Origin of the sequence: Paracoccus benzoatiresistens (assembly GCF_026913015.1) — a bacterium.
GTDB classification, from domain to species: domain Bacteria; phylum Pseudomonadota; class Alphaproteobacteria; order Rhodobacterales; family Rhodobacteraceae; genus Paracoccus; species Paracoccus benzoatiresistens.
The window spans coordinates 243,143-268,066 of the sequence record NZ_JAPTYD010000001.1 but is presented as its reverse complement, the minus strand read 5'-3'; the positions used below and the strand labels follow the sequence as shown (position 1 = coordinate 268,066).

The following is a 24,924-nucleotide window of genomic DNA, read 5'->3' as shown; positions in this document are numbered from 1 at the left end:
TCTAGCCTTGCTTGTTCTTGTTGTAGACGTCGAAGATCACGGCGGCGAGCAGCACCAGGCCCTTGATGACCTGCTGGTAGTCGATGCCGATGCCCATGATCGACATGCCGTTGTTCATCACCCCCATGATGAGGGCGCCGACCACGACCCCGATGATCCGTCCCGATCCCCCCGTCATCGAGGCGCCGCCGATGAACACGGCCGCGATCACGTCCAGCTCGAACCCCACCCCCGCCTTGGGCGTGGCGCTGTTCAGGCGCGCCGTGACGATCATCCCCGCCAGGGACGCCAGAACCCCCATGTTGACGAAGGTGAAGAAGACCAGCCGCTCGGTCTTGATGCCCGAAAGCTTTGCCGCCTTCTCGTTCCCGCCAAGGGCATAGATGCGCCGCCCGGTGGTCGTGGACTCGGTGAAGAAGGCATAAAGGACGATCAGCACCGACATGACCAGCAGCACGTTCGGCAAGCCCCGGAAGCTGGCCAGCTTCCAGCCGACGAACAGCAGCGCGATCACGACCACGGCGTTGCGCGCCCAGAAGAAGCCCGCGGGCTCGGGGGCGATGCCGAACTCGGCCTCGCGCGCGCGGCCCCGGATGCCCGCCCAGACGATGGCGGCGGCGGCCAGGGCGACCAGCAGCATGGCGGTCACGTTGGGCTTGTCCGGGCCGAACAGGTCGGGGATGAAGCCGGTGGACAGCGCCTGGAACGACCGCTCGAACGGGCCGATGTTCTGCCCGCCCAGCAGCCACAGGGTGAGGCCCCGGAAGACCAGCATCCCCGCCAGCGTCACGATGAAGGACGGGATGCGCCAATAGGCGATCCAGTATCCCTGCGCAGCCCCGATCAGCCCGCCCACGACCAGCACCATGGGGATCACCAGCAGCACCGGCAGATCCATCCTGACCAGCAGCATGGATGCCACTGCCCCGGTGAAGGCCGCGACGGATCCGACCGACAGGTCGATATGCCCGGCGACGATCACCAGCAGCATCCCCAGTGCCATGATGATGACATAACTGTTTTGCAGGAACAGGTTGGTGATGTTCTGCGCCGACAGGAAGTCCACGCCCTGGACGGCGCGCACGATGATGAAGAAGAACAGGACGATGGCGATCAACGCCAGCATCATCCCGTTCTCGCGCAGGTGGCTGCCCAGATGGGCGCCGATGCCCGTGGCAGGCTTGTTGGTCTCGGCGGTGCTCATGCGGCGTCCCCCTTCATTCCGTCTTGCAGGATCAGGGCCATGATCCGTTCCTGGCTGGCCTCTTCGCGGGTCAGCTCACCGGCGATCCGGCCCTCGTTCATGACATAGATGCGGTCGCACATGCCCAGAAGCTCGGGCATTTCCGAGCTGATCATGATGACGCCGTGGCCCTGGGCCGCCAGGTCGTTCATGATGTTGTAGATCTCGAACTTGGCGCCCACGTCGATGCCGCGCGTCGGTTCGTCCAGGATCAGCACCTGCGGATCGGTGAACAGCCACTTGGACAGGACCACCTTCTGCTGGTTGCCGCCCGACAGGTTCATCACCCGCTGGAACACGCTTGGCGTGCGGATGTTCATGGCGCTGCGGTATTTCTCGGCCACCTGCTGTTCGCGGCCCCGCGACAGGACGAAGCCCTTGGCGATGCCTTCCAGGTTCGCCAGCGAGACATTGCGCAGGATCGGCTCTTCCAGGATCAGGCCCAGGGCCTTGCGATCCTCGGTGACATAGGCCAGCCCGGCGTCGATCGCCCTGGACACGGTGGAGAGATCCGGCTTCGCCCCACCCAGCGTCACCTCGCCCTGGATGTCGCGGCCATAGCTGCGGCCGAACAGGCTCATGGCGAATTCGGTGCGCCCCGACCCCATCAGGCCCGCGATGCCGACGATCTCGCCCTTGCGGACATCGATGGACACGTCTCGGATCACCTGGCGGGGCTGGTCGGGGTGCATGACCGACCAGTTCCTGACCTCCATCAGCATCTCGCCGATCCTGGGCGTGCGCTCGGGGTAGCGGTGGGCCATGTCGCGGCCGACCATGTCGCGGATGATCCGGTCCTCGGTGATCTCGGCCCGCGTCAGCGTGGACACGGTGGATCCGTCGCGGATCACGGTCACACGGTCGGCGACGCGGCGGATCTCGTTCAGCTTGTGGCTGATGATGATCTGGGTGACGCCCTGGCCCTTCAGCTCCAGCATGAGGTCCAGCAGCTTCTGGCTGTCGTTTTCCTGCAGCGCGGCGGTCGGCTCGTCCAGGATCAGCAGCCGCACGTTCTTGGCCAGCGCCTTGGCGATTTCCACCAGCTGCTGCTTGCCGACGCCCAGCTTTTCGACCTTGGTGGTCGGCGCCTCGGTCAGGCCGACCTTTTTCAGCAGCGCCTCGGTCTTCTGGTAGGCAAGCGGCCAGTTGATGATGCCGCCGGTCGCGACCTCATTGCCCAGGAACAGGTTCTCGGCCACCGACAGCAGCGGCACCAGCGCCAGTTCCTGGTGGATGATGACGATGCCGGCATGTTCGCTGTCGCGGATGTCACGAAAGCGGGCGGGCTTGCCGTCATACAGGATTTCGCCCTCGTAGCTGCCATGGGGATAGACGCCCGACAGCACCTTCATCAGCGTGGACTTGCCGGCGCCGTTCTCGCCGCAGATGGCGTGGATCTCGCCCGGCTCGACCGACAGGTTGACGTTGCTCAGCGCCTTGACGCCGGGAAAGGTCTTGGTGATGCCCTGCATCTCAAGGATGGCCGTCATCGCGTTCCTCCCTTCGGGATGCGGCCCCGATCCGGCCGGGGCCGCGGGATCGTCACTTCAGCTGGTCTTCGGTGTAATAGCCCGAGTCGACCAGAACCTCTTTCCAGTTCGCCTTGGTCACCGGCACCGGCTCCAGCAGATAGGAGGGCACGACCTTGACGCCGTTGTCATAGGTCTCGGTGTCGTTGATCTGCGGCTCGCTCCCCTTCAGGACGGCGTCCACCATGCCCACGGTGACCTTGGCCAGTTCGCGGGTGTCCTTGAAGATGGTCGAATACTGCTCGTCCGCCTCGATCGACTTGACCGACTGCACCTCGGCGTCCTGGCCCGTCACGATCGGCATCTTCATGTCGCCCGAGCCGTAGCCGACGCCCTTCAGCGACGACAGGATCCCGATCGACAGCCCGTCATAGGGCGACAGGACGCCATGGACCTGCTTGTCGCCGTAGTTCGAGGACAGCAGGTTGTCCATCCGCGCCTGCGCGACCGCCGGATCCCAGCGCAGCGTGCCCACCGTTTCCATGCCGGTCTGGCCCGAGCCGATCACGATCGTGCCGTCGTCGATCAGCGGCTGCAGGACCGACATTGCCCCGTCATAGAAGAAGAAGGCATTGTTGTCGTCGGGGCTGCCGCCGAACAGTTCCACGTTCCAGGGCTTCACGTCCGGAAAGCGTTCCTTCAGCCCCTCGACCAAGGTGGTGGCCTGCTGGACGCCGACCTTGAAGTTGTCGAAGGTCGCGTAATAGTCCACATGCTCGGACCCGCGGATCAGGCGGTCATAGGCGATCACCTTGATGTCGGCGGCGGCCGCGTTTTCCAGCGCGTTCGACAGGGTGGTGCCGTCAATGGCGGCGATCACCAGAACGTCCACGCCCTTGGTGATCATGTTCTCGACCTGGGCCAGCTGGTTCGGGATGTCATCCTCGGCATATTGCAGGTCGGTCTCGTACCCGGCTTCCTGCAACTGCTTGACCATGTTGTTGCCGTCGTCGATCCAGCGGGCCGACGATTTCGTCGGCATGGCGATGCCGATGGTTTCGGCCATGGCGCCGGTAGCCAGCCACGAGACACCGATCGCCAGCGCGACTGCGGCGGTTCTGAACTTCATGTGTATCCTCCCCTGGCGCGGCCAAGGGCCACGCATCCTCCAAACAGGTGAGAAAGGTGTAGCGCAGGCTTTTCATGCCGGTAAAATGATAAAATAGACAATCTGCATACCGAGTTTGTTATGTTGCTTCATGCCTTGAAACCGGCCCAGCTTCGGCTGATCCACGAAGTCGCTCTGCACGGACAGTTGCAGCTTGCGGCCGAGTCGCTTGCGATGACCCAACCCGCCGCATCGCGCATGCTGGCCGAGGCGGAACGCCAGATCGGCGCGCCGCTGTTCATCCGCCAGCCCAAGGGAATGGAGCCGACTGAGATCGGCACCACGGTGCTGCGCCGCGCCCGCGTCATCTTGCGCGAAATGGCCAGCATCGAGGCCGATGTGCGCGCCCTGCGCGGCGGCTATGCGGGATCGGTCCGCGTGGGGGCGGTGACCGGCCCGGCGATCAGCTATCTTGTCAGCGCGATCCGCCAGATCAAGGAGGAAAGCCCCCAGGCCGACATCACCGTGGACGTGATGCCCTCGCGCGATCTGCTGATGCAGCTTGCCGCCGGAGAGATGGATTTCGTCCTGGGCCGGATCCTGCCGGAATTCGACAGCGACAGCTTCAACATCCTGCCGATGTCGGATGAAAAGGTGGCGCTGATGGCGCGGGCCGACCATCCGCTGGCCCGCGCCCGGCTGGTCACGCTGACGGAACTGGTGGGGCAGGAATGGATCATGCAGCAGCGCGGATCCCCTATCCGGGAAGCGACGCTGGCCGCCTTTGCCAGCGTCGGCCTGTCGGAACCCGACAATATCCTCAACAGTCCCTCGCTGCTTCTGACCATCGCCTATCTGGCCCAGTCGAATGCCATCACGCCGGTGTCCCGCGAGGTGGCAGAACTGCTGATCCAGCCCCCCGTCAGGGCCGCCTTCACCATCGTCCCGACCCCGCAGCCGATCCGCGTGTCGCCCTATTTCCTGCTGGATTTGAAGCGCCGCCCGCTGTCGCCGCTGGCGAAGCGCCTGCGGGACGCGGTGGCGCAGATGTCGGGCAGCCCGATCAGGAACGCGGCTGCCTTGTGAGTTGCCTGCGCCGCGCGACCTCATAGGCGACGGCGCCGATGACGGTCGCCGCGATGATGACCAGCGCCAGCGCGTTGACGGCGGGGGTCAGGCCGGTGCGGACCTTGGTGGCGATGAAGACGGTCAGCGGCGTTTCAAAGCCGCGCACGAACAGCGTGGTGTTGTAGTTTTCCACCGATTGCAGGATCGCGAGCCCGCCCGATGCCAGCAGCGCGGGCCGCAGGAAGGGCAGCAGCACCCGGCGAAACACCATCAGCTTCGACGCGCCCAGACCAAGGGCCGCTTCCTCTTGCGTGCGGTCGAAGCGTTGCAGCCGCGCCATGACCATCAGCATGACATAGCAGATGATGAAGGTCGTCTGCGCCACCACGATCAGCGCGATGCCTCCGCCCACCCCCACCTGGCGCCACAGGATCAGCGTTGAAATGCCGATCACCACCCCGGGCGTCAGCAGGGGGGACACCATCACGGCATAGGCAAAGCTGCGCGCCCGCGCGTGCAGCGTGGTCAGAACCAGGGCCGCCGCCGTTCCCACCGGCAGCGCCACCAGCACCACCAGCACCGCGACGATGGCCGAGGTTCCCAGCGCCTTCCACATCGCCGCATCGGCCCACATGGCGGAAAACCATTGCAGCGTCGTGCCCTGCCAGGGGATCACCGTGGGAAAGCGGCTTTCGTTGAAAGCCGCCACCGACATGATCAGCAGGGGCGCGAACAGATAGGCCACGAAGGCCAGCAGATACAGGACGAACAGCCCGCGAAAGATCCGGTCGGGGGTCATTTTGCCACATCCGTCAGGTTGACCCGCGCGATGCGCAGCGTGGCCAGAACGACCGCCAGGCACAGGACCAGCAGCGTCAGCGCATAGGCCGCGCCGCGATTCCAGTCGCCGCCCTCGAAGAACCAGTTGTAGATGATCTCGGTGAACCAGCGGCTTCCGGGGCTGCCCAGCAGAGCGGGCGCGACATAGGAGCCGGCGGCCAGCATGAAGGTGAAGACGCAGCCCGTGGCGATGCCCGCCTTGGCATGCGGAATGACCACCCGCCGGTGGATGCGCACGGTCGAGGCGCCAAGATCCCGCGCCGCCTCGACCTGGGATTTGTCCAGGCTCTCGATGGCGTTGTAGATCGGCAGCAGCATGAACAGGATATAGGCATAGACCATCCCCGCCAGCACGCCGCCATTGCCTTGCCAGCGGATCGGCGTGTCGATCAGCTCGATGCCCTGCAGGACCGCGTTCAGCGGCCCACGATAGGCCAGCAGGATGAACCAGGCCAGCGTCCGCAACACCTCGTTGATGAAGAAGGGGATGATGACCAGCATCAGGGCGACGGCAAGCTGGCCGGGCGTGGCGCGTTGTGCCATCCAGAAGGCGATCGGATAGCAGACGACCAGCGTCAGGGCCGCCACAAGCGCACTGGCCCAGATGGTCTTGAGGAAGATCGCCCGGTGCACGCCCTCGTTGGCAAGATAAAGGAAATTGTCCAGCGACCGGACATCCTGCGGCCCGCCGATCTGCGCGGGGGGCAGGTTCGGGCGCAGGGCATAGTCGATCATCATCAGGTTCGGCGCCAGCACCATCGCCGCCAGCCAGACCAGCACCAGCGACAGGAAGATCGTCGCCAGCCCCCCGCCGAAACGCCCGTAAAGATCACGCATCGGCCAGCACCACGGCATGATCCGGCGCAAAGGAAAAGCGGGCATCCGTGCCCGGCGCGGGCGCATCGGCCAGCCGGGTCGAGGGGACCGAGGCCGCCAGCGCCGCCCCATCGGCAAATCGGCCGTGGACCAGGGCAAAGGCACCCTCGAAATCCACGCGCTCGACCGTGGCGGGCAGGGTGTTGGCGCCTGCGCCGGGGATCAGCGCCTCGGGCCGGATATAGACGGTCGCGGCCTGGCCCGGGGCGACGCCATGGCGCGCGCGGCCCTGCAGGGCGCCCATCTGCGTCTCAACGGTGGCCATCGCACCGTCCACGGCGCTGACCCGGCCCGTGATCGCATTGGTCTCGCCCACAAAGCGCGCGACGAACGGGGTCGCGGGATTGTCGTAAAGCTCGCGCGGGGTGGCGACCTGTTGCAGCAGGCCCGCCGACATGACCGCGACGCGGTCGGACATGGCCAGCGCCTCGGACTGGTCATGCGTGATGTAGATGAAGGTGACGCCCGTACGTTTCTGAAGCGCCCGCAGTTCCGCCCGCATGTGCTGGCGCAGCTTCAGATCCAGCGCCGACAGCGGCTCGTCCAGCAGCAGCACGCCAGGTTCCACCGCCAGGGCGCGCGCGATGGCGACACGCTGGCGCTGCCCGCCCGAAAGCTCGCCCGGCATCCGGTCGCCGTATCCTTCCAGCGCGATCAGGCGCAGCAACTCGTCCGCCCGCTTGCGGCGTTCGGCCTTGCCCATGCCGCGCGCCTCCAGCCCGAAGGCGATGTTTTCCCAGACCGGCATCAGCGGAAACAGCGCCAGCGACTGGAAGATCATCGCGGTCGGCCGCTGGTTCGGACCAAGCCCGCGCATGTCGCGCCCGCCGATCAGAACCCGCCCTTCGGTCGGTTCCAGAAAGCCCGCGACCATGCGCAGGATGGTGGTCTTGCCGCAGCCCGAGGGCCCCAGGATCGAGAAGAACTCGCCCGCCTGGACCGTGAAGGACACGTCGCTGACCGCGCGCGTCGTCCCGAAGGTCATCCCGATCCCGTCAAGCTCTACCGAATGCGACATCCGTCCCCCGTTTCTTGGTGGGGACAGGGGCGGTCCCCTGTCCCATGCGTCATCAGGCCGACAGGAAGCGGTCCTGGTATTCGTTGCGCTTGGTCACATACCAGCTTTCCTGGATCGGCCACCACCACAGCTTGTCCAGGGCATCGCCCGGATAGGCGGCGGCGAAGAAGGCCTTGGCCTCGTCCGACAGCAGGTCGGCCGAGCCGACGGCGGTCGAGTTGATCGAGGTGGCGTTCGTGTACATCGCCCCCGCTTCCGGCGTCAGGAACCAGTTGATGAAGGCATAGGCCGCATCCAGGTTCTCGGCCCCCGACGGGATCGACAGCCCCTCCATCCAGGCCAGCGCGCCTTCCTTGGGCGCGATGAAACCCACCGGCAGCCCTTCCTTGGATAAGGCGGCGGCGGTCGAATCCCAGGTCTGGCCGATGGCCGCGCCATTGACGCGGAAAGCGCCCTGGGCCTCGTTCTCGTTGTTCCAGAACTGGATGATGTTGCCCTTGCGGGCGACGGCCTCGGCCAGGATCACGTCGAAGATCTCGACCTGCGCCTCGGGCGTCTTGAAGGCATCCAGCAGCGGGCGGGGCAGCTTGCCCTCGGCCTCCAGCCACAGGCCGAGGCCCACCAGGGCGGAATGGGCGCGCACGGTGGCCTTGCCCGCGGCTGCTTCACCCCAGATGTCGCCATAAGAGGCCTTGCCGTATTCCAGCGGCATCTGCTCCTTGTCGAAGGCCACCGCCTCGGTGCCCCAGTCGGTCGGCACTTGGTAGCGCTTGCCATCAACCACCGCGCCGAGGTTGGTCGAGTTTTCCCAGGCCGAGGGCAGCACCTTCGCCACCTCGATCTTCGCTTCGTCCAGGGGCTGGACCAGGCCGAATTCGACATAGTTCGGCACCCGGTCCACGGTCGGCCAGATCAGGTCGAAGCCTGCGCCGTTGTTGGCGCGCAACTGGTTCAGCAGTTCGTCATTGGTGCCATAGGGCGTATAGTTCGGCGTGATCCCCGTCGCTTCCTTGAAGGCGCCCAGGATCTCGTCGTTCAGATAGCCCGCCCAGGCAAAGATGTTCAGCGTGCCGGAGCCCTGCGCGAATCCCGGCCGCGCGACAAGCGGTGCGGCCAGCGCCAGGCCAGCGGCCGCGCCCGCGCCCTTCAGAAGTCCGCGGCGATGAAGTCTGCTCATGTGTCGTCCCCCGATGGGCCGCCCCGCCGGGTCCTGCCCGCGGAACGGCATGGTCCATGGCGACCGCCCGGAAGGGCGGCGGCCAATCGGAAAGAGCATATCCGCGCCCTGTGACAGGTCAAAGACTCTTTGATCTTCCACCCAAAAAGCTGTTTTACCTATTGTCGCGACAGGATGCTGGCCGGACGCGACCGCGCCAGCGCCTGGGTGATCAGCCCCGTCAGGACGGCCTTGATGATGTCGCCGGGGATGAAGGCCGCCATCAGCAGCGTGCATTCCACCAGGGTCTTGTCCAGCACGATCGACATGCCGACGATGCCAAAGCCATACATGACGGCGATGCCGCCGATGATCGAGGCCAGCGTCACCGAAACCGCCAGCGGTCCCGTGCGCAGGCGCTCGACGATCAAGCCCGTGACAAAGGCCGCGACAGGCCAGCCCACCAGGAAGCCCGAGGTCGGGCCGACAAAGGCGCCCAGTCCGCCGCGCCCGCCGGCCAGCAGCGGCAGGCCCAGCGCCACCAGCGCCAGGAACAGCAGAACCGCCAGCGCGCCGCGCCGCGCGCCAAGGATCGCCCCCGCCAGCATGATGCCCATGCTTTGCGCCGTAATCGGCACGCCAAAGGCCAGCGTCAGGCTGGGGATCAGCCCCAGGGCTGCGATCAGCGCCGCGAACAGCGCGATCTGGGTCATGTTGCGTTCCATCGTCTAGTCCTTCCTGTCATGGGTTTCGGTCATGATGCCGCCCCGCGCGCGCAGGGCTTCGGCCACGTGGTCGGCGTCGTCAAGCGCCAGCGCCGCCATCGGCATGACGATCCGCCAGCCGGGCCGCCGGGGCGAACGCGCCCGCCAGGACATGGCCAGCCTCCGGCCGTTGTCCACCAGCATCGGGGTAAAGCGCAGGACCATGGCGATGGCAAGCTCGACCGCGCGGGTGGGCAGGCCGATGCGGCGCAGGGGCGCCAGCAGCCTTGTCAACACCGCGATCATGTCGGTCAGCCGGGTGGTCATGGTCACGAAGTTCGCCAAGGCCAGCGCGGCCAGCAGGCGCAGGGCAATGGCCAGGCCCGCCTGCGCCTGGCCGGTCAGCCCGTGCCACAGCGCGATCAGCAGAAGAAAGGGCCAGAGCATCCGCAGATGCGCGGCCCCCTGCCGCAGGAAGGTCGCGCCCGCCGACAGATACAGCGCCAGAACCGCCAGCAGGGCTGCGGCCAAGACCTCGGGACGGTCGGTCAGGAACAGCGCAACGGTCAGAAGCGACAGCGCCAGCAGCTTGGCGCCGGCCGGCAGCCGATGCGCCCAGGTTTCAACCGGCGAGGTGAGCGAGATCATCGAGGCCCCCCCAGTCGTGCATCTGCGTCTCGAAATCGGGCAGCACCCTGTCCGCCGGGCCGTCGGCAATCAGCCGGCCCCCTTCCAGCCACAGGATCCGGTCGAAACCGCAAAGCTGGTGCGGATCATGGGTGACCATCACCACCTGCGCGGCGATCCCGTCCAGATAGCGCATCAGCTGCAGCCGCGTCGGGATGTCGAGACCCGAGAACGGTTCATCCATGACGATCACCCCGGGCTGCATCGCCAGCACCGCCATGAGGCAGAGAAGCTGCTTCTGCCCTTGTGACAGGCTGTGGGTGGCCGCCATCGCCCAATGCGCCTTGCCAAAGCGGTCCAGCATGGCCCGCGCCTCGGCTTCGGCATCCTTCGCGCGCCGGCCCTGCTGGGCCAGACCAAAGGCGATTTCCTCGAGAACAGTGGGAAAGATGATCTGGTGGTCGGGGTTCTGGAAAATGATTCCCACATTATGCAGGGCCGCGCGGCGGTCCCCGGCCATGTCGGTCCCCCCGATCCGCGCCTGCCCCGCGTCCGGCGTGATCAGGCCGGCGATCACCCGCGCCAAGGTCGTCTTGCCCGAGCCGTTGCGCCCGACAATGCCCACCCGCGGCTCCGTCAACCGGGCCGAGACGCCCGCCAGCACCGCCCGCCCGCCCAGCGTCACGCCGATGTCGCGCAGATCGACGCTCATCGCCCGCGGGTCCAAACCGGTTGTTTCTGGAGTCGTGATGCCATCCTCGGGCTTCCGCTGCATGTGCAGCACGCATCTGCGCCGGAATGGCCTCGCGGCGCAAGCCCGGCCCGCTTACTGATAGCTGCGCACCAAGGCCCCCGCGATCATCGACCAGCCATCCACCGCGACAAAGAAGGCCAGCTTGAAGGGCAACGAGACAACCACCGGCGGCACCATCATCATGCCCATTGCCATCAGCACGGCCGAAACCACCAGGTCGATGATCAGGAAGGGAAGCGCCACCAGAAAGCCGATCTCGAAGGCCCGCTGGATTTCGGACAGCATGAAGGACGGGATCAGGACCGAAAGCTGCCCGCTGCGGTCGCCGCTGCCGGGCGCGATTTCGGCCAGGCCCGCCAGGGTGTCGGGATCGGTGCGCGCCGCCATGAAGTCCTGGAAGGGCACGATGCCGCGGCGGATCGCCTCGCCCAGGGTGATGGTTCCGTCCTGCAGGGGGGCCCCGGCCATGGCCCAGGCCTCGCGCAGGACAGGGTCCATGATGAACCAGGTCAGGAACATCGCCAGCGCGACGATCAGCATGTTCGGGGGCGAGGATTGCAGCCCGATCGACTGGCGCAGGATCGACAGCACGGTGACGATGAAGGGAAAGCAGGTGATGGTGATGGCAATGCCGGGCGCCAGAGACAGCGCCGTCAGCGCCGCCACCAGCAGCACCGCGTTCTGGCCCAGGCCCTGACCAAGCCCCTGGCCCACCTGCCCCGCGATTTGGCCCAGACCATCCTGTGCCAGGACCGCGGCGGGCAGGACCGCCAGCGCCGCCGCCAGGGCGATGCTGCGGATCATGCCGCGCCGGGGGCGGGCAGGATGCGCACGCAAAGCCGATCCTCGGCCGAGCCGTCCGAGGTCAGCTCGCCCCGCGCAATGACCTTGTCGCCCACGCAGATCTCGACCCCCTCGTCGATGGACTGGTCCAGCAGAAGGATGTCGTCGGGCCGCAGCGCCGACAGCTGCGCGACGGTCTGGCGGGTGCGGCCAAGCCGCACGGTCACCTCGACCTGGATGGCGTCGGTGTCGATCAGGTGGCTCAATGCGTCCATGATGTCTCGTCCCCGTTTCGGTTTGGGCCCGCTGATCTCGGCAATCAGCGCGCGGATGGTGTCGGCCACGCGGGCCGGTTCAAGCTCGATCCGCCCGCCTGCCAGCGACAGCGCGATGCGATCGCAGTCCGATTCGGTCACCTCGATGCCCTCCAGACCGCAATCGGCCAGGCAGCGGTCCACCATGTCGCGCAGCGAGGGGCCGCAGGTGACGCGGGCCCGCAGGGACGGGGCCGCGCGCGAAAGGCGCAGCAGTTCGGCGGTCAGTGCCTCCTCCAGCCGGCGCGACTGGGCGGCGGGCGCCAGGCAGTCGAGGATCTGCGCCAGGACCGGGGCCAAGCCCTCGACCGCCTCGCGGCGCAACTCGGCCCGGCGCGCCTCGTCATCGGCCAGGGCGCGGGCCAGGCGTTCCAGCCCGGCATTCAGAGTGCGGGCCTGTTCGTCCTGCTGGCGGGCGATCCCTTCGGCCAGCCCGTCGGCATAGGCCTGGTCCAGCGCCTCGCGGCCGAAGGTCGGCTGTGCCCCCTGCGCCGCCGCTGCCGCGCTGAAGGATTCAAGCTTGAAGACGGCAAGGGTCACAGCGCGTTCTCCTTGTTGTCGATCCAGCCTGTCAGGATCTTGGCGCTTTCGTCATGGCGTTCCTTCATCATGTTGCGCAGCCGGGCCACCGGATCGCCGGGCGGAAGGGCCAGCTGTTCGGGCGCGCGGGGGCCGGGCTGCGGGACCACGGGCTCGGCCACGACCTCGGTTGCCGGGATGACGGTGCCGGTCAGCGCCGGCGCATCGGCAGGCGGGCGGCTGTCGTCCAGCGCGGGCCGGGGCGCGCGGCCCTTCAGGACCGGGCGCAGGACCAGGAAGACCAGCGCCAGCGCGAACAGGCCGATCATCAGGATCCGCGCCAGGCCGTTCAGCTCCAGCCGGTCCATCCAGCCGGGGGCGGCGGCGGTCCCCTGCTGGCCCAGGCCAGCGAAGGGCAGCGATTTCACGGTGATCTGGTCGCCCCGCGTCTCGTCATAGCCGACGGCGGACGCAACCAGCTCTCGCAGCACGTCCAGTTCCGCCTGCTGGCGCGGGACCATCTGCGTCTCGCCCTGGGCGTTCTCCTCGGGGACGCCATTGACCAGCACCGCGACCGTCAGCCGCCGGGTCGATCCGGGCTGGCGAGACACCTCGCGGGTCAGGCGCGTCACCTCGTAATTGGCCTGCTGGCGGGTTTCCTGGCGGTTCGCCTCGGACCGGTCGCCCTGCGCCTCCTCGGCATCGGGCAGGTTCGAGGCCGCCGTCACCGCGCCGGACCCGGTGCTGTTGCTCTGGTCCGTCGTTTCCTCGGTGACTTGGGAGATCATCGCCCGCTGCTCGGGATCGAAGCGCTGTTCGGTCAGCATCTCGGTCTCGGTCACCAGATCCAGGTTCAGCTCGACAATGGCATTGCCGATGCCGACATGGGGTTCCAGGATGCGCTCGACATTGCGCTTCATCTCGGCCGCGCGGTCGGCGCCGGCCTCGTCCTCTCCGGCGGCGATGATGCCGTTCCTGGTGTCGATCACCGTCACCGCGTCGGGGGCCATGCCCGGCACACCCGAGGAAATCAGGTATTTCAGCGCCGCTGCCTGCTCGCGGCTGATCGCCTGGCCGTTCGTGCCGATGGTGACCGAGGCAGTGCCCTGACTGTCCCGGCGGTATCCGCGCCCGGTTTCGATCGCCAGGTGCACGCGCGCGGTCCTGACATTGGGCAGGGCCAGGATGGTGCGGGCGAGTTCCCCTTCCTTCGCGCGCCAGTAGGCGGCGTCGAACATCTGCGAGGTCGTTCCAAACCCCGACATGCCGTCCAGCAGCTCGTAACCGGCCCCGCCTGCCGCCGGCAGCCCTTGGGCCGCCAGATCCATCCGCAGCTTGTCGCGGCTGGCGGCATCGACCCAGATCGAATCGCCGCGCACCTCATGGGCCACGCCCGCGCGCTCGATGCCGGCGACGACCTCGCCCGCCTGCGCCGGGTCCAGCCCGCCGTAAAGCAGGCTCATCGAGGGCCGGTTCGCCAGCCAGGCAAAGCCCGCGACGGCCAGAAATGTTGTCAGAAAGGCCGCCACAAGGACGGCTTTCTGTTGTGAGCTTCGCTCGTTCCAATAGTCCTGCAATTTTTGCAAAACCGGCCCCTCTCGAATCAGCGTCGGGTTCCTTGTCCCGCTGTTGATGCCATGGGCGGCGTTAAGATTTGGTTAGTCGCGGGGTGCTAAATCCGTCTTGTCACGACGGAGAATCACCATGACCGATGCGACCCTGGATCCGCCCTCGCAACCATCCGGCAAGAAGAAGCTGATGCCCCTGCTGGCCGCCGTGCTGCTGGCCGGAGGAGGCTTTGCCTCCACCTACCTGGGGCTGTGGTCGCCCGCCGCGATGCTGGCCCCGAAGGAGGACGCGCCGGCCGCCCCCGCCGTGATCTTCGTGGAGGTCCCCACCATCGAGTTGATCATTCCCGGCGGGTCGGGCCGCAGCCTGGTCCTGTCGGCCAGCATCGAAACCGACAGCGCCCATCAGGCCGACGTGACCCACCTGATGCCGCGCGTTCTGGACACCTTCACCGGCTTCCTGTCCGGCATCGACCCGGCGGCTTACGACAAGCGCGGCGTGCTGGAAATCATCCGGGCCGAGCTGGTCACGCGGAGCCGCTATGTGCTGGGCAACGAGGCCATCAAGGATTTGCTGATCACGGAGTTTCGCTTCAAATGATACTGGACCACGCCTTCCAGGCCGCGCTTCTCGCGGCATCGCTGGGCCTTGGCGCCTTCTGCCTGATCCTGTCGCGCAGGCTGCGGCGGCTGAACAACCTGGAAACCGGCCTTGGCGGCGCCATTGCCGTCATGGCGGCCGAGGTCGATCGCCTGGACCACGCCATCCGCAACGCCAGGGCCGAGGCGACCGAGGCCGGCGAGGCGCTGTCGCGCGAGATCGCCGCCGCCCGCAAGGAACGCGCCCTGTGGGATCTGCGCCAGAAGATCACCCAGGCCCAGGCGACCGCTGCTCCGCCTGCCCCCGTGGCGCCGATGCGGCGGCTGCGCAAGCGCGTGGTGGCCGCCGATGCGTAGATCGGCGCTGATGATGCTGACGCTGGCCTTCGGCCTGCCGGCGGGCGCCGCGATCTGGCAGGGCGCGGATCTGTCGCGCTTCTTCGCGGCCTCCGCCAGTTCCGGCGACCTGCTGTCCGGCTGCAGCGATGTCCCCGAGGCGGTGGCGCTTGCGACCGAACTGCGGGACCGCGCCCTGCGCATCGAGCGCTACATGGAGGTGCTCGACACCCGCAAGGCCGAGATCGCCAAGGCCGAGGCGGCCTTGAGGGCGCGGGCCACCGAGTTGAGCCAGCAGAAATCCGGCATCCAGTCGCGCCGCACCGGCGCATCCCAGGCCGTGCGCGAGGATATCGACCGCCTGGTCGCCGTCTATGACCAGATGAAGCCCGCGGAGGCCGCAGCCGTCCTGACCAACCTGCCCCCCGATTTCGCCGCCGAGATCCTGATGCGGGTCCAGCCCGAAACCGGCGCGCGCATCATCGCCTCGGTCGAGCCGCGCCAGGCCGCGCTGCTGACCGCCCAGATGGGCGCGCGCAGCGTCCGCAAAGACTAGGAGAGAACGCCCATGTTCGGCATCGTTGGCATCGTCGTCACCTTCGCGATGGTCTTTGGCGGCTACATTCTGGCAGGAGGCAAGATGGGGGTGATCACCCATTCGCTGCCCTTCGAGATGATGATGATCGGCGGCGCGGCCGTCGGATCCTATCTGCTGACCAATGACAGCCACACGCTGAAACAGACGCCGAAGGGGATCATCCAGGCCTTCAAGGGACCGAAATGGAAGGAATCCGACCATCAGGACGTGCTGTGCCTGATGTTCCAGTTGCTGAAGATCGCGCGCGAGAACCCCGTGGCGCTGGAACAGCATATCGAGAACCCCGGGGAATCTGCGATCTTCGCCGCCTATCCCCGGCTTCTGGCCGATCACGAGGTCGTCTCGCTGACCGCGGACACGCTGCGGTCGGCCAGCCTGAACTATGACGATCCCTACCAGGTCGAGGACATGCTGTCCCGCCGCCTGGCCGGCCTGCGGGAGGACGCGATGCACGTCCCCCATGCGCTGCAAAGCATGGCCGACGCGCTTCCCGCGCTTGGCATCGTCGCCGCCGTCCTGGGCGTCATCAAGACCATGAGCGCCATCGACCAGCCCCCCGCCGTCCTGGGCGGCATGATCGGCGGCGCCCTGGTCGGCACCTTCCTGGGGGTGTTCCTGGCCTACGGCTTCGTGGCGCCCCTGGCGGGCAGGCTGGGCGGCGTCATCAAGCAGGACCTGGCCTTCTTCGACGTGATCAAGTCGGTGCTGATCGCGGGCCTGCACCAGCACGCCACGAACCTGTGCGTCGAGGTCGGCCGCCAGGCCGTGCCCGACCATGTCCGCCCCAGCTTCGACACGCTGGAAGCCGCGCTGCGCGACCTGAAGAAGGCGGCGTGATGATCGGGGCGCTGGTGATGGTGATCGGGCTTGCGGGCACGGCCGCGGCCGATCCTGCCCTGCTGCCCGATGCCGCGGCCCTGGCCGATGACGCGACGGGCTGGCTGCTGGAGGGTGAGTCCCTGCCCCCGGACTATCGCGCCCGGCTGATGCGGATGCCGCCCGAGGCACGCCTGCAGGCCCTTGTCTTCCTGCGCCGGGCGGGGCTGCTGACGGCGGATTCCTGGGCGCTGTCCGACATCTTGGCCCCGGCGCCAACCAGGGCAGGTGACAAATGAGCGCCTCGGCCGCCACCCGGTTGAAATCGCTCGACGCCTCGGTTCTGGTGACCGGCGGGCTGGTGCTGATCGTCATCTCGATGGTGATCCCGCTGCCGCCCGCGATCCTCGATTTCGGCTTTGCGCTGTCGATCGCGGCGGCGACGCTGATCCTGGTCATGGCCTCGCTGGTGGAACGCCCCACCGATTTCCAGGCCTTTCCGATGCTGCTCCTGGTGACGCTGGTGATCCGGCTGTCGCTGAACGTGTCCTCGACCCGGCTGATCCTGACCCAGGGCCATACCGGCACCGATGCGGCGGGCCATATCATCAACGGTTTCGCCAGCTTCGTTGCCGGCGGCTCGCTGATGGTCGGCCTGACGGTCTTTGCCGTCATCTCCATCGTCAACTTCGTCGTCATCACCAAGGGCTCGGGCCGCATGGCCGAGGTCGCGGCCCGCTTCGCGCTCGATTCGCTGCCGGGCAAGCAGCTGGCCATCGACGCGGATCTCAATGCCGGCGCCATCGACCACCAGGAGGCCAAGAACCGCCGCCTGCGCGACCAGCAGGAGATCAACTTCTTCGGCTCCCTGGACGGGGCGTCGAAGTTCGTCAAGGGCGACGCGGTGGCGGGCATCGTCATCACCCTGGTCAACCTGCTGGTGGGCCTGGGGATCGGCATCGTGGCCCACGGCATGCCGGTGGGCGAGGCGATGGCCACCTATTCCCACCTGACCATCGGCGACGGGCTGGTGGGCCAGATCCCCGCCGTCATCACCTCGATGGCGGCGGCGCTGCTGCTGTCGCGCGGCGGGGCGACGGACACGACCGCGCGGCTTCTCTCCAGCCAGCTGATCCGCGGCTGGCAGCCTGCCGCGGTCGTCGCGGCGGCGATGCTGCTGATGTCCTTCGTCCCCGGCATGCCGCGGCTGCTGTTCCTGGGCATCGCCGGCGCCCTGGCCTTCGGCGCCTGGCAGCTTTACCGGCGCGGCGCGACCGCCCCCGCCCTGCCCGAACCCAAGGCCGAGGCTGCGTCACCCCGCCCCGCCGCCCGCATCGGCGACGTGCTGGACACCGACGAGATCAGCGTCGAGATCGGCACGGACCTGGTGCTGATCGCGCTGGACCAGGCGCGGGGCCTGGGCAGCCGGATCACCAACCTGCGCATCCACATCGCCCGCGCCTATGGCCTGATCCTGCCCGACGTGCGCATCACCGACACGGACGAGCTGCATCCCGGCGACTACCAGATCCGCGTCCATGGTGTCGTGCGCGGCCGCGGCAGCCTGCGTCCGGGCGGGATCCTGGCGCTTGGTCCCGACCATGTGCTGCAGGGCCTTTCGGGCGATGCCGTGCGCGAACCCGTCTATCTCAGCCCCGCGCGCTGGATCGACCGCAACGCCCAGGAGGACGCCGCGACCCGGGGCGCGACGGTTGTCACCCCGATGGAGGTGCTGTCCACCCATCTGATGGAGGTCGTGAAGGCGAATCTCTCGGCGCTTTTGACCCTTGGCGCCATGCAGCGCCAGATCGAGGAGCTGAAGACCCTGTCCGACGGCGCGCGGGCCGAACGCAACCGGCGTTATTTCGACGGCATGATCCCCGACAAGGTCTCGCCCGAGATGCTTCTGGCGCTGCTGCGTGCGCTGCTGGACGAAAAGGTCTCGATCCGCAACCTGCCCCTGATCGTCGACGCGATGGCCGAATTCCGCGGCATCGATCAGATCGAAACGGTCTATGAACTGGTGCGCAAGCGCCTGCGCGGCCAGATCACCCAGCAATACAGCGATCCCGCGGGCGGCATCTCGGCCCTGCAGCTGCACCCGGCATGGGAGGCCGAATTCGTCCGCGCCGATGCTGAAACAGGCCGGGCGGGCGGCGGGGCAATGACGCCTGCCCTGTCGCGCAAGCTGCTGGAGGCCGCACGGCGCGCGATGGCGGCTGTCGAGCCCGCCCTGCAGACCGTCCTGGTCGCGCCGGATCACCGGCGGCGGATGCTGCGCGCAGTGCTTGGCTCGAACGGGATCGCGATCCCGGTGCTTGGGCTGGAAGAAATCGACCCAGCCGCCGACTTGCGGCTGGTCGGCACCATCGAGGTCGGCTGATGTGGGACGGGCTTGCCCAGCTGCTGCCGGGGCTTAGTTGGACCTGGGTGCTGGTCTATCTGCGCGTCCAGGCGCTGGTCCTGGTCCTGCCGGGCCTCGGCGAACGCGTCGTCTCGGTCCGTGTGCGCGCGGCCGCCGCGCTGGCCGTCACGCCGATGCTGGCGGGACTGGTGCCGCCCGCGGCAGCGCCCGGTGACGTGCTGGCGACGCTGGGTCAGGCCGCGGGGGAAACGCTGATCGGGCTTGCCGCCGGCATGGGTCTGCGGCTGCTGGCGCTTTCGCTGGATATCGCGACCTCGGCCATCGCGGCCACCACCTCGCTGTCCCAACTGGTCGGCGGCCAGAACGAGGCCGCGCCCCATCCCATCGGCAACCTGTTCCACCTGGCGGGGCTTGCCGCGCTGATGGCGCTTGGCCTGCCGGTAATGATCGTGCAGCTGATGGCCGACAGCCTCGCGATCTGGCCCCCGGGCGGTTGGCCCGATGCGGATGGCCTTGCGACCGAGGCGATCCGCCTTGTCGCCCGCAGCTTCTGGGTCGCCATGCTGCTGGCCGCGCCCTTCACGCTTGGCGGCTTCATGTTCCAGGCGCTGACGGGCGTCATCAACCGCGTCATGCCCGCGCTGCCGGTGATCTTCATCGGCTCGCCCGCCGCGATCATGCTGGCCCTGGCGGCGCTGGCGCTGCTGGCGCCGGTGCTGATCGGGCTCTGGGCCGATGCGATCCTTGGCCATGTCCTGCCGGGGGCGCCATGAGCGAGGAAAACGACGACAAGCCCTTCGAGGCCTCGGACCAGAAGCTGCGCAAGGCCCGCGAGGAAGGGGACATCCCCCGCTCGGCCGAACTGAACGCCGCGGCGGTGTACCTGGGTGCCTTTCTGGCCCTTGCGGTCGGCGCGGGCTTTGCGGTCAAGGCCTGGCTGTCGATGGCGACGCGCGCGCTCGGAGCCGAGGGCTGGGCGCCCGGCACCACGGGCGCCATCGCTGTCGCGCTTGGGCGATATGCGGGCTGGGCGGTGCTGGGGCTGGCGGCTGTGCCCGCGTTGGCGATCGTTGTCGCGCTGATCGCGGGGCGCGGGCTGGTCTTTGCGCCGCAGAAGCTGGGCTTCGACGTGAACCGGATCAACCCGATGAAGACGGCGGCGCAGAAATTCGGCAAGTCGGGGCTGGTCAATTTCGGCATATCGCTGGCCAAGGTGGCGCTGGTCTGCGCGGGCGGCTGGTTCATGTTTCAAGGCTTGCTGGGCCATCTGGCCGCAAGCGCGCTGGCCGGCGACCGCTGGATCCCGGATCTGGGCGTCCTGCTGCGGTGGGTGCTGGCCCTGGCTTTGGCGGTCTCGATCCTGTTCGCGGGGCTGGACATGGGCTGGCAGTGGTTCGACCACCGCCGCAGGAACCGCATGAGCCGGAAGGAGATGGAGGACGAATACAAGGATTCCGAGGGCGATCCGCATTTCAAGGCCGCCCGCCGCCAGCGCGCCGTTGACATCGCCACGAAGCAGATGCTGGCCGATGTCGCCAAAGCCGACGTGGTGATCGTGAACCCGACCCATTACGCCGTGGCGCTGGAATGGAAGCGCGGCAGCGGGCGCGCGCCCGTCTGCCTGGCCAAGGGTACGGACGAGGTCGCGGCCCGGATCCGCGAGCGCGCCCGGGAAAGCCGGGTGCCGATCTTCTCGGACCCGCCAAGCGCCCGCGCGATCCATGCCACGGTCGAGATCGGCCAGGAAATCCGCCGCGAACAATTCGCCGCGGTCGCCGCCGCGATCCGGCTTGCCGAAAAGATGCGGGAAAAGGCGCGCGCCGGATGGTAAGGACCCGATGGTGAGGGCCAAATGAAGAACAGCGACAAGCTGGCGCAACTGGAGCGCATCGCCCGGATCAAGGCCGAACGGGAACTCAAGCGTTTCGCGGCCTTCAGCCTGCACATGGCGCAGGCCCAGAACAATGCCGCCGCAATGCGCACGGCGCTGGATCAAAGCTATCGCAGCACCGCGCCCCTGACGGTGGCCGAGGCGCGCATCGCCAATGCCCAGGCAGGCCGCAGCGCGCGCGACTTGCGCCAGGCCGAGGCCGAGGTCGCGCGGATGCAGCCGCGCTTTGACGCCGCACGCCGCGATGCCGCCCGCGAATTCGGCCGGGCCGAGGTGCTGCTGAACCTGTCGGCCGCCAGCCGCGACAAGGAAAAGACGCCGCGATATTGAAAAGCCGCCCCTTGCAAGCAGCCTGCTGCCTGGGTTTCAGCCCCGCTGTTCCGGGCACACGATCTCCTTCGCACTTCGCAAGAAGGCCTGATCCATGAGCAATCCGATTTGGCTGAGCGGCTCAGCGAGCGCCTGCAGCCCTCCTTGCCAATGGCCACGGCAAGCCTCGCGTCGATGAGCCGCGCAGGCAAGCATGTTTCCCCGGACCTCTTCAACGGCCTGTCAGCGGAACCCTGCCCTGCGGATGGCGCAAGGGCAGCGTGGCGGGGTCAACGGCAATGCGTGGCGAAAGCGAAGACGCCACCACGATCATCGATCCCCCTGACCAGCCTCCAAAGAGCCCAGGTCGATGTCTACCCAGACCAGCCGGTGATCGGAGGCGGCCTCGACCGCAGCGGCCAGCGGATCGCCCGGCGCGGGCCAGATCACGCCGCTGCCGGTGATGCGCAATCCCTTGGCGGGCAGCAGGTAATCGACGCGCAGGTTTCCCGGCCCGGCGGGATCGAAGGCACCCGTGTCCAGCGCCGGATCGCCGCGATGCCCGGCGTTGGCGCCCGCTTGCTCCGGCTGGAACGCCCCCTTGGGCTGCGGGTCCTGCGCGTGCTCCAGCAGCGCCGCCATCGCCTGCGGCCTCCCCTCGCCATCCGCCAGGTCGAGGTTCGGATTGCCCGCCAGCACAAAGGGCGCGGGGGGCAGATGATGCAGCCAGAAGGCGGCCTCGTCATGGTTGCGGCGGCCGTTCCGGTCCTCGGGGCCGTCGAAAACGGGTGGCGTCGCCGACCAGGCCAGCAGATGCAGCCGTCCGGCGTCGGTCAGCACCGGCACGTCCCAATGCGCGGTCGATGACAGGCGCTGGACCTCGGCCGCCTCGGGCGGCAGGGGCGGCATCAGGTTGCCCGGCAGGTCGCGCCACAGCACCGCCGAATGATCAATGACCACCCCCAGGGGCAGCCGCGACAGGATCGCCATGCCGTTCTGGCCGGAAAACTGTCCGAAACCCTGCGCGTCATCGGCCCCGCCGGCCCGCCCATCGCCATCCAGATCCAGCCCGGTCGGCATGCCGCTGTTCGGTCGCCGGGAAAAATGGTGCGGCATGGCGTGGCCCGCCTGTTCCAGCACCCCCGCGAAAGCCGCCAGCGCCTGGCCATCGCCATCCCAGTCCAGGCCCGTCAGTACGATCACGTCGGGCGCGGCAGCCGCGATCACCCGGGCCGCCGCCAGCACCTGCGGGTCAGAGCGGCGGATGTCGCGCAGCAGCAGCCCCGGCCCCTTGCGCGTCAGGCCGGGGTCATAGGTCGCCACCCGCAGATCCTGCGCCGTGGCGGCCGTGGCAAGAAGGGCCGATATGATCCAGACAAAAATCCGCATCCGGCAGGTGTCGCACGGGCCGCGCATCCTGCCAAGCATCGTGGCAAGCGGGCGTCGGGATGACCGATCCGGCCCCAAGGTCGCGGTTTCGGCCATTTCCTTGGCAATTCTGCGTCGGAAAGGCACCATCAGACGGCAAGACACCGCCGAGACACGCGCACGGCCTTGCATTTGCGCCCGATGCCTACATCTGATGGCGCGCAATTCCCGTGCCATCACCAGAGCCTCCATGTCCACCGACCATCTGTCCCGCCGCCACATCCTGCAAGCCGCCCTGGGCAGCGGTGCGTTCTTCCTGTTGCCGCATCTGGCGCGGGCGCAGGGGCCGGCTGCCGGAGAAAGCCAGCCCTTTTCCCTTGATTGGCTGCGCGGCGTGGCCCGCGACCTGGCCGCAAGACCCTATGTCGCCCCCGAGATCGCCGATCCCGAGATCCTCGACCAGGTGGATTACGACCGCCACAACCAAGTCCGCTTCCGGCCCGAACGCAGCCTGTGGCATGGCCAAGGCGATGTCTCGCCCGTGCAGGGCTTCTTCCCCGGCATGTATTTCCGCAACCCCGTGCGGATCCACACGGTCGAGAACGGAATGGCGACCGAAGTCCCGTTTTCGCTGGATCTGTTCGACATCCCCGAGGGCAACCCCGCCCGCAAGCTGACCCGGACCAAGGGCTTTGCGGGCTTTCGCGTCCAGGACGCGCGCACGAATATCGACTGGATGGCGTTCCTGGGGGCGTCCTACTGGCGGACCTCGGGATACAGTGGTCAGTTCGGCCTGTCGGCACGCGGCCTTGCCATCAATACCGCGATCCCGGACGGCCCCGAGGAGTTTCCCCTGTTCACCCAGTTTTGGCTGGAACCGGCCGCGAATGGCGACCTGACCGCCTATGCGCTGCTGGACAGCCCGCGCGCGACCGGCGCCTATCGCATCGAATCGCGGCGCGGCAACGGGGTGGCGCAGGACATCACCGCCACGGTCTTTCTGCGCGATGCGGTGGAACGGCTGGGGATCGCGCCGCTGACCTCGATGTTCTGGTTCGGCAAGAACACGCCCCATGTCTCGCCCGACTGGCGGCCCGAGGTGCATGATTCCGACGGGCTGGAGATCCTTGCCGGCAACGGCGAACGCATCTGGCGGCCGCTGAACAACCCGCCGGGAACCATGGTCAACAGCTTTGCCGCGCCCTCGGTCAGGGGATTCGGGCTGATGCAGCGCGAACGCGATTTCGCGCAGTATCAGGATGACGGAGTCTTCTACGACAAGCGCGCCAGCGCCTGGATCACGCCCCGGGGCGATTGGGGCGATGGGGCGGTGGTGCTGTCGGAACTGCGCACGGATGACGAGATCCACGACAACATCGTGGCCTTCTGGCAGCCCGCCGGGCCGACGGCCAAGGGCCAGAGCCACGATTTCGCCTATCGGCTGGACTGGGTCCGCGACAATCCCGCCGTCAGCGAGATTGCCCATTTCACCGCCACCCGCCTTGGCGCGGGCGGCGTGCCGGGCCAGCCGCGTCCCAAGGGCGTGGTCAAGGTCGTCTGCGATTTCGAAGGGCCGAACCTGAAGGGCCTGACCCGAGAGGACAGCCTGACGCTGTCGGTCTCGACCACGGAGGCGCAGGTGTCGAACGTGGCGGTCTATCCGGTGGTCGGCACCGATTACTGGCGCGCGATCTTCGATCTGTCATTCGATCAGGCGGGCGAGGACCCGATCGACCTGCGCGCCTATGTCGACCAGGGCGGCACCGCGATGACGGAAACGCTGATCCTGCAACTGTTCCCGTCCCAGCTTCGCGCCCTGCTGGCCCGCACCCCCTGACCGGCTATCCCGTAGGGTGCGTGCCTGCACGCACCTTTCCAAACGCAAGGCAGGTGCGTGCAGGCACGCACCCTACACGCCGGCCCTCAATGCGCCATCATCTCGGCCACGATGCCCTCCGCGTCCAGCGAGGCGGGGTAATAGGTCGGCCAGTTCGTCACCTCGGCCAGCAGGACGGCGCGGTCGTCGCCCCAGTAGAGGTGATAGTGGTCCGACTTTTCCGGCGCGATGCGGTGGTCGCTGAACTGGATGAACCGCGGCGCGGCCTCGTCGCCCCCGACCTTCTCGAAGATGAAGCGGACGCCGCGATTGCCCTTGGCATAGGTCAGGATTTCGTGCCCGTCGCCTTCGTATCGGCCCTGCACTGACCGGTCGCCCCGGTGGAACGTCACCCTGTCGCCGTCGATGGCGATGCGATCCACGTCGGTCTTGTAGCCGGTTTCGTAATGGGCGCGATACTCCTCGGCCGTCTTGTCGCCATGGTCCGCCTTGTGCGCCATGACCGGATCCAGCGTGCCATCGGCCAGCAGCGGATAAACCGACTGCCAGTCGCCCTGCCAGTCGGACAAGGGCCGGGGCTGGACTTGGGAATCATCGAAATAGCCGTCCTGAACCGATTCCCCGGCATGCGAATGGCCATGGTCGTGCCCATGGTCGTGCCCATGGTCGTGGTCGTGTTTGTGGTCATGGGCGAATGCCTGAGATCCCAGCATCATTGCCGCACCCAGCATTACTGCCGCCATTGTCCCGAACCGCG

Annotated in this window: 26 protein-coding genes; 11 read left to right on the top strand and 15 right to left on the bottom strand. The window is 67.5% G+C overall.

Features of this window, described 5'->3' with window-relative positions:
• Position 1: 1 nt before the first annotated feature.
• Genes mmsB through chvE form a run of 3 tightly spaced genes read right to left on the bottom strand, consistent with a single transcriptional unit; the run spans position 2 to position 3,841 of the window.
• Entirely contained in the window at positions 2-1,204 is a 1,203-nt protein-coding gene (gene mmsB / locus OU682_RS01340) for a multiple monosaccharide ABC transporter permease (protein ID WP_268940254.1), read from the bottom strand.
• Positions 1,201-2,733 carry a multiple monosaccharide ABC transporter ATP-binding protein gene (mmsA, locus tag OU682_RS01335; protein ID WP_268940253.1) on the bottom strand — a complete coding sequence of 511 codons (1,533 nt, stop codon included), beginning with the start codon at positions 2,731-2,733 and terminating at the stop codon, positions 1,201-1,203. The genes mmsB and mmsA overlap by 4 nt, the downstream gene beginning before the upstream one ends.
• Positions 2,734-2,785: 52 nt before the next feature.
• Positions 2,786-3,841 carry a multiple monosaccharide ABC transporter substrate-binding protein gene (gene chvE, locus OU682_RS01330; RefSeq protein ID WP_329609764.1) on the bottom strand — a complete coding sequence of 352 codons (1,056 nt, stop codon included), beginning with the start codon at positions 3,839-3,841 and terminating at the stop codon, positions 2,786-2,788.
• Positions 3,842-3,976: 135 nt separating this feature from the next.
• Here chvE and OU682_RS01325 point away from each other — a divergent pair, with 135 nt between their 5' ends.
• A complete protein-coding gene (locus OU682_RS01325) occupies positions 3,977-4,906 on the top strand; it encodes a LysR family transcriptional regulator (protein WP_268940252.1) in 930 nt (309 codons plus the stop codon).
• On the opposite strand, the gene OU682_RS01320 is transcribed toward OU682_RS01325, so the two are convergent.
• The 10 genes from OU682_RS01320 to fliF all read right to left on the bottom strand — a co-directional run bounded on the left by OU682_RS01320 (position 4,884) and on the right by fliF (position 14,056).
• Entirely contained in the window at positions 4,884-5,687 is an 804-nt protein-coding gene (locus OU682_RS01320) for an ABC transporter permease (RefSeq protein WP_268940251.1), read from the bottom strand. The two genes, OU682_RS01325 and OU682_RS01320, sit on opposite strands and share 23 nt — an antisense overlap.
• Positions 5,684-6,565: an ABC transporter permease gene (locus OU682_RS01315; protein WP_268940250.1), complete on the bottom strand. Its 882-nt coding sequence runs from the start codon at positions 6,563-6,565 to the stop codon at positions 5,684-5,686. The genes OU682_RS01320 and OU682_RS01315 overlap by 4 nt, the downstream gene beginning before the upstream one ends.
• The gene (locus OU682_RS01310) at positions 6,558-7,622 is read right to left on the bottom strand and encodes an ABC transporter ATP-binding protein (RefSeq protein WP_268940249.1); all 1,065 of its coding nucleotides are present in this window, start codon (positions 7,620-7,622) and stop codon (positions 6,558-6,560) included. The genes OU682_RS01315 and OU682_RS01310 overlap by 8 nt, the downstream gene beginning before the upstream one ends.
• 52 nt (positions 7,623-7,674) lie before the next feature.
• Positions 7,675-8,799, bottom strand: coding sequence for an extracellular solute-binding protein (locus OU682_RS01305; protein WP_268940248.1), 1,125 nt, complete (start codon positions 8,797-8,799; stop codon positions 7,675-7,677).
• Between the two features lie 158 nt (positions 8,800-8,957).
• Positions 8,958-9,503 (bottom strand): biotin transporter BioY, encoded by a 546-nt coding sequence (locus tag OU682_RS01300; RefSeq protein WP_268940247.1) that lies wholly within the window; start codon positions 9,501-9,503, stop codon positions 8,958-8,960.
• A 3-nt stretch (positions 9,504-9,506) separates the two neighbouring features.
• A complete protein-coding gene (locus OU682_RS01295; protein WP_268940246.1) occupies positions 9,507-10,130 on the bottom strand; it encodes a CbiQ family ECF transporter T component in 624 nt (207 codons plus the stop codon).
• Entirely contained in the window at positions 10,105-10,821 is a 717-nt protein-coding gene (locus tag OU682_RS01290) for an energy-coupling factor ABC transporter ATP-binding protein (RefSeq protein ID WP_268940245.1), read from the bottom strand. Before OU682_RS01290 ends, OU682_RS01295 begins: the two co-directional genes overlap by 26 nt.
• 114 nt (positions 10,822-10,935) lie before the next feature.
• Positions 10,936-11,667: a flagellar type III secretion system pore protein FliP gene (fliP, locus tag OU682_RS01285; protein ID WP_268940244.1), complete on the bottom strand. Its 732-nt coding sequence runs from the start codon at positions 11,665-11,667 to the stop codon at positions 10,936-10,938.
• Positions 11,664-12,500 carry a FliM/FliN family flagellar motor switch protein gene (locus OU682_RS01280; protein ID WP_268940243.1) on the bottom strand — a complete coding sequence of 279 codons (837 nt, stop codon included), beginning with the start codon at positions 12,498-12,500 and terminating at the stop codon, positions 11,664-11,666. Before OU682_RS01280 ends, fliP begins: the two co-directional genes overlap by 4 nt.
• Positions 12,497-14,056: a flagellar basal-body MS-ring/collar protein FliF gene (gene fliF, locus OU682_RS01275; RefSeq protein WP_268940385.1), complete on the bottom strand. Its 1,560-nt coding sequence runs from the start codon at positions 14,054-14,056 to the stop codon at positions 12,497-12,499. Before fliF ends, OU682_RS01280 begins: the two co-directional genes overlap by 4 nt.
• A gap of 127 nt (positions 14,057-14,183) precedes the next feature.
• On the opposite strand from fliF, the gene OU682_RS01270 reads away from it, so the two are divergent.
• The 9 genes from OU682_RS01270 to OU682_RS01230 are packed head-to-tail and all read left to right on the top strand — an operon-like array spanning position 14,184 to position 20,983.
• Positions 14,184-14,648, top strand: coding sequence for a flagellar basal body-associated FliL family protein (locus OU682_RS01270; RefSeq protein WP_268940242.1), 465 nt, complete (start codon positions 14,184-14,186; stop codon positions 14,646-14,648).
• On the top strand, positions 14,645-15,004 hold the full coding sequence (locus OU682_RS01265; RefSeq protein ID WP_268940241.1) for a hypothetical protein: 360 nt from the start codon (positions 14,645-14,647) through the stop codon (positions 15,002-15,004). The genes OU682_RS01270 and OU682_RS01265 overlap by 4 nt, the downstream gene beginning before the upstream one ends.
• Entirely contained in the window at positions 14,997-15,539 is a 543-nt protein-coding gene (locus tag OU682_RS01260; RefSeq protein WP_268940240.1) for a MotE family protein, read from the top strand. The genes OU682_RS01265 and OU682_RS01260 overlap by 8 nt, the downstream gene beginning before the upstream one ends.
• A 12-nt stretch (positions 15,540-15,551) precedes the next feature.
• The gene (gene motA / locus OU682_RS01255) at positions 15,552-16,418 is read left to right on the top strand and encodes a flagellar motor stator protein MotA (RefSeq protein WP_268940239.1); all 867 of its coding nucleotides are present in this window, start codon (positions 15,552-15,554) and stop codon (positions 16,416-16,418) included.
• Positions 16,418-16,696 (top strand): hypothetical protein, encoded by a 279-nt coding sequence (locus OU682_RS01250; protein ID WP_268940238.1) that lies wholly within the window; start codon positions 16,418-16,420, stop codon positions 16,694-16,696. Before motA ends, OU682_RS01250 begins: the two co-directional genes overlap by 1 nt.
• Positions 16,693-18,780, top strand: a complete 2,088-nt coding sequence (locus tag OU682_RS01245; protein WP_268940237.1) for a flagellar biosynthesis protein FlhA — start codon at positions 16,693-16,695, stop codon at positions 18,778-18,780. The genes OU682_RS01250 and OU682_RS01245 overlap by 4 nt, the downstream gene beginning before the upstream one ends.
• Positions 18,780-19,535: a flagellar biosynthetic protein FliR gene (locus OU682_RS01240; protein ID WP_268940236.1), complete on the top strand. Its 756-nt coding sequence runs from the start codon at positions 18,780-18,782 to the stop codon at positions 19,533-19,535. The genes OU682_RS01245 and OU682_RS01240 overlap by 1 nt, the downstream gene beginning before the upstream one ends.
• Positions 19,532-20,593, top strand: a complete 1,062-nt coding sequence (flhB, locus tag OU682_RS01235; protein ID WP_268940235.1) for a flagellar type III secretion system protein FlhB — start codon at positions 19,532-19,534, stop codon at positions 20,591-20,593. Before OU682_RS01240 ends, flhB begins: the two co-directional genes overlap by 4 nt.
• A gap of 21 nt (positions 20,594-20,614) precedes the next feature.
• Positions 20,615-20,983 carry a hypothetical protein gene (locus OU682_RS01230; RefSeq protein ID WP_268940234.1) on the top strand — a complete coding sequence of 123 codons (369 nt, stop codon included), beginning with the start codon at positions 20,615-20,617 and terminating at the stop codon, positions 20,981-20,983.
• Positions 20,984-21,292: 309 nt separating this feature from the next.
• Here the strand turns inward: OU682_RS01230 and OU682_RS01225 are convergent, their stop codons facing one another.
• Positions 21,293-22,447: an endonuclease/exonuclease/phosphatase family protein gene (locus OU682_RS01225; protein WP_329609763.1), complete on the bottom strand. Its 1,155-nt coding sequence runs from the start codon at positions 22,445-22,447 to the stop codon at positions 21,293-21,295.
• A 133-nt stretch (positions 22,448-22,580) separates the two neighbouring features.
• On the opposite strand from OU682_RS01225, the gene OU682_RS01220 reads away from it, so the two are divergent.
• Positions 22,581-24,167, top strand: a complete 1,587-nt coding sequence (locus OU682_RS01220) for an OpgD/OpgG family glucan biosynthesis protein (RefSeq protein WP_268940233.1) — start codon at positions 22,581-22,583, stop codon at positions 24,165-24,167.
• An 86-nt stretch (positions 24,168-24,253) separates the two neighbouring features.
• On the opposite strand, the gene OU682_RS01215 is transcribed toward OU682_RS01220, so the two are convergent.
• Positions 24,254-24,910 carry a metal-binding protein ZinT gene (locus OU682_RS01215; protein ID WP_371832191.1) on the bottom strand — a complete coding sequence of 219 codons (657 nt, stop codon included), beginning with the start codon at positions 24,908-24,910 and terminating at the stop codon, positions 24,254-24,256.
• Between the last annotated feature and the right edge of the window lie 14 nt (positions 24,911-24,924).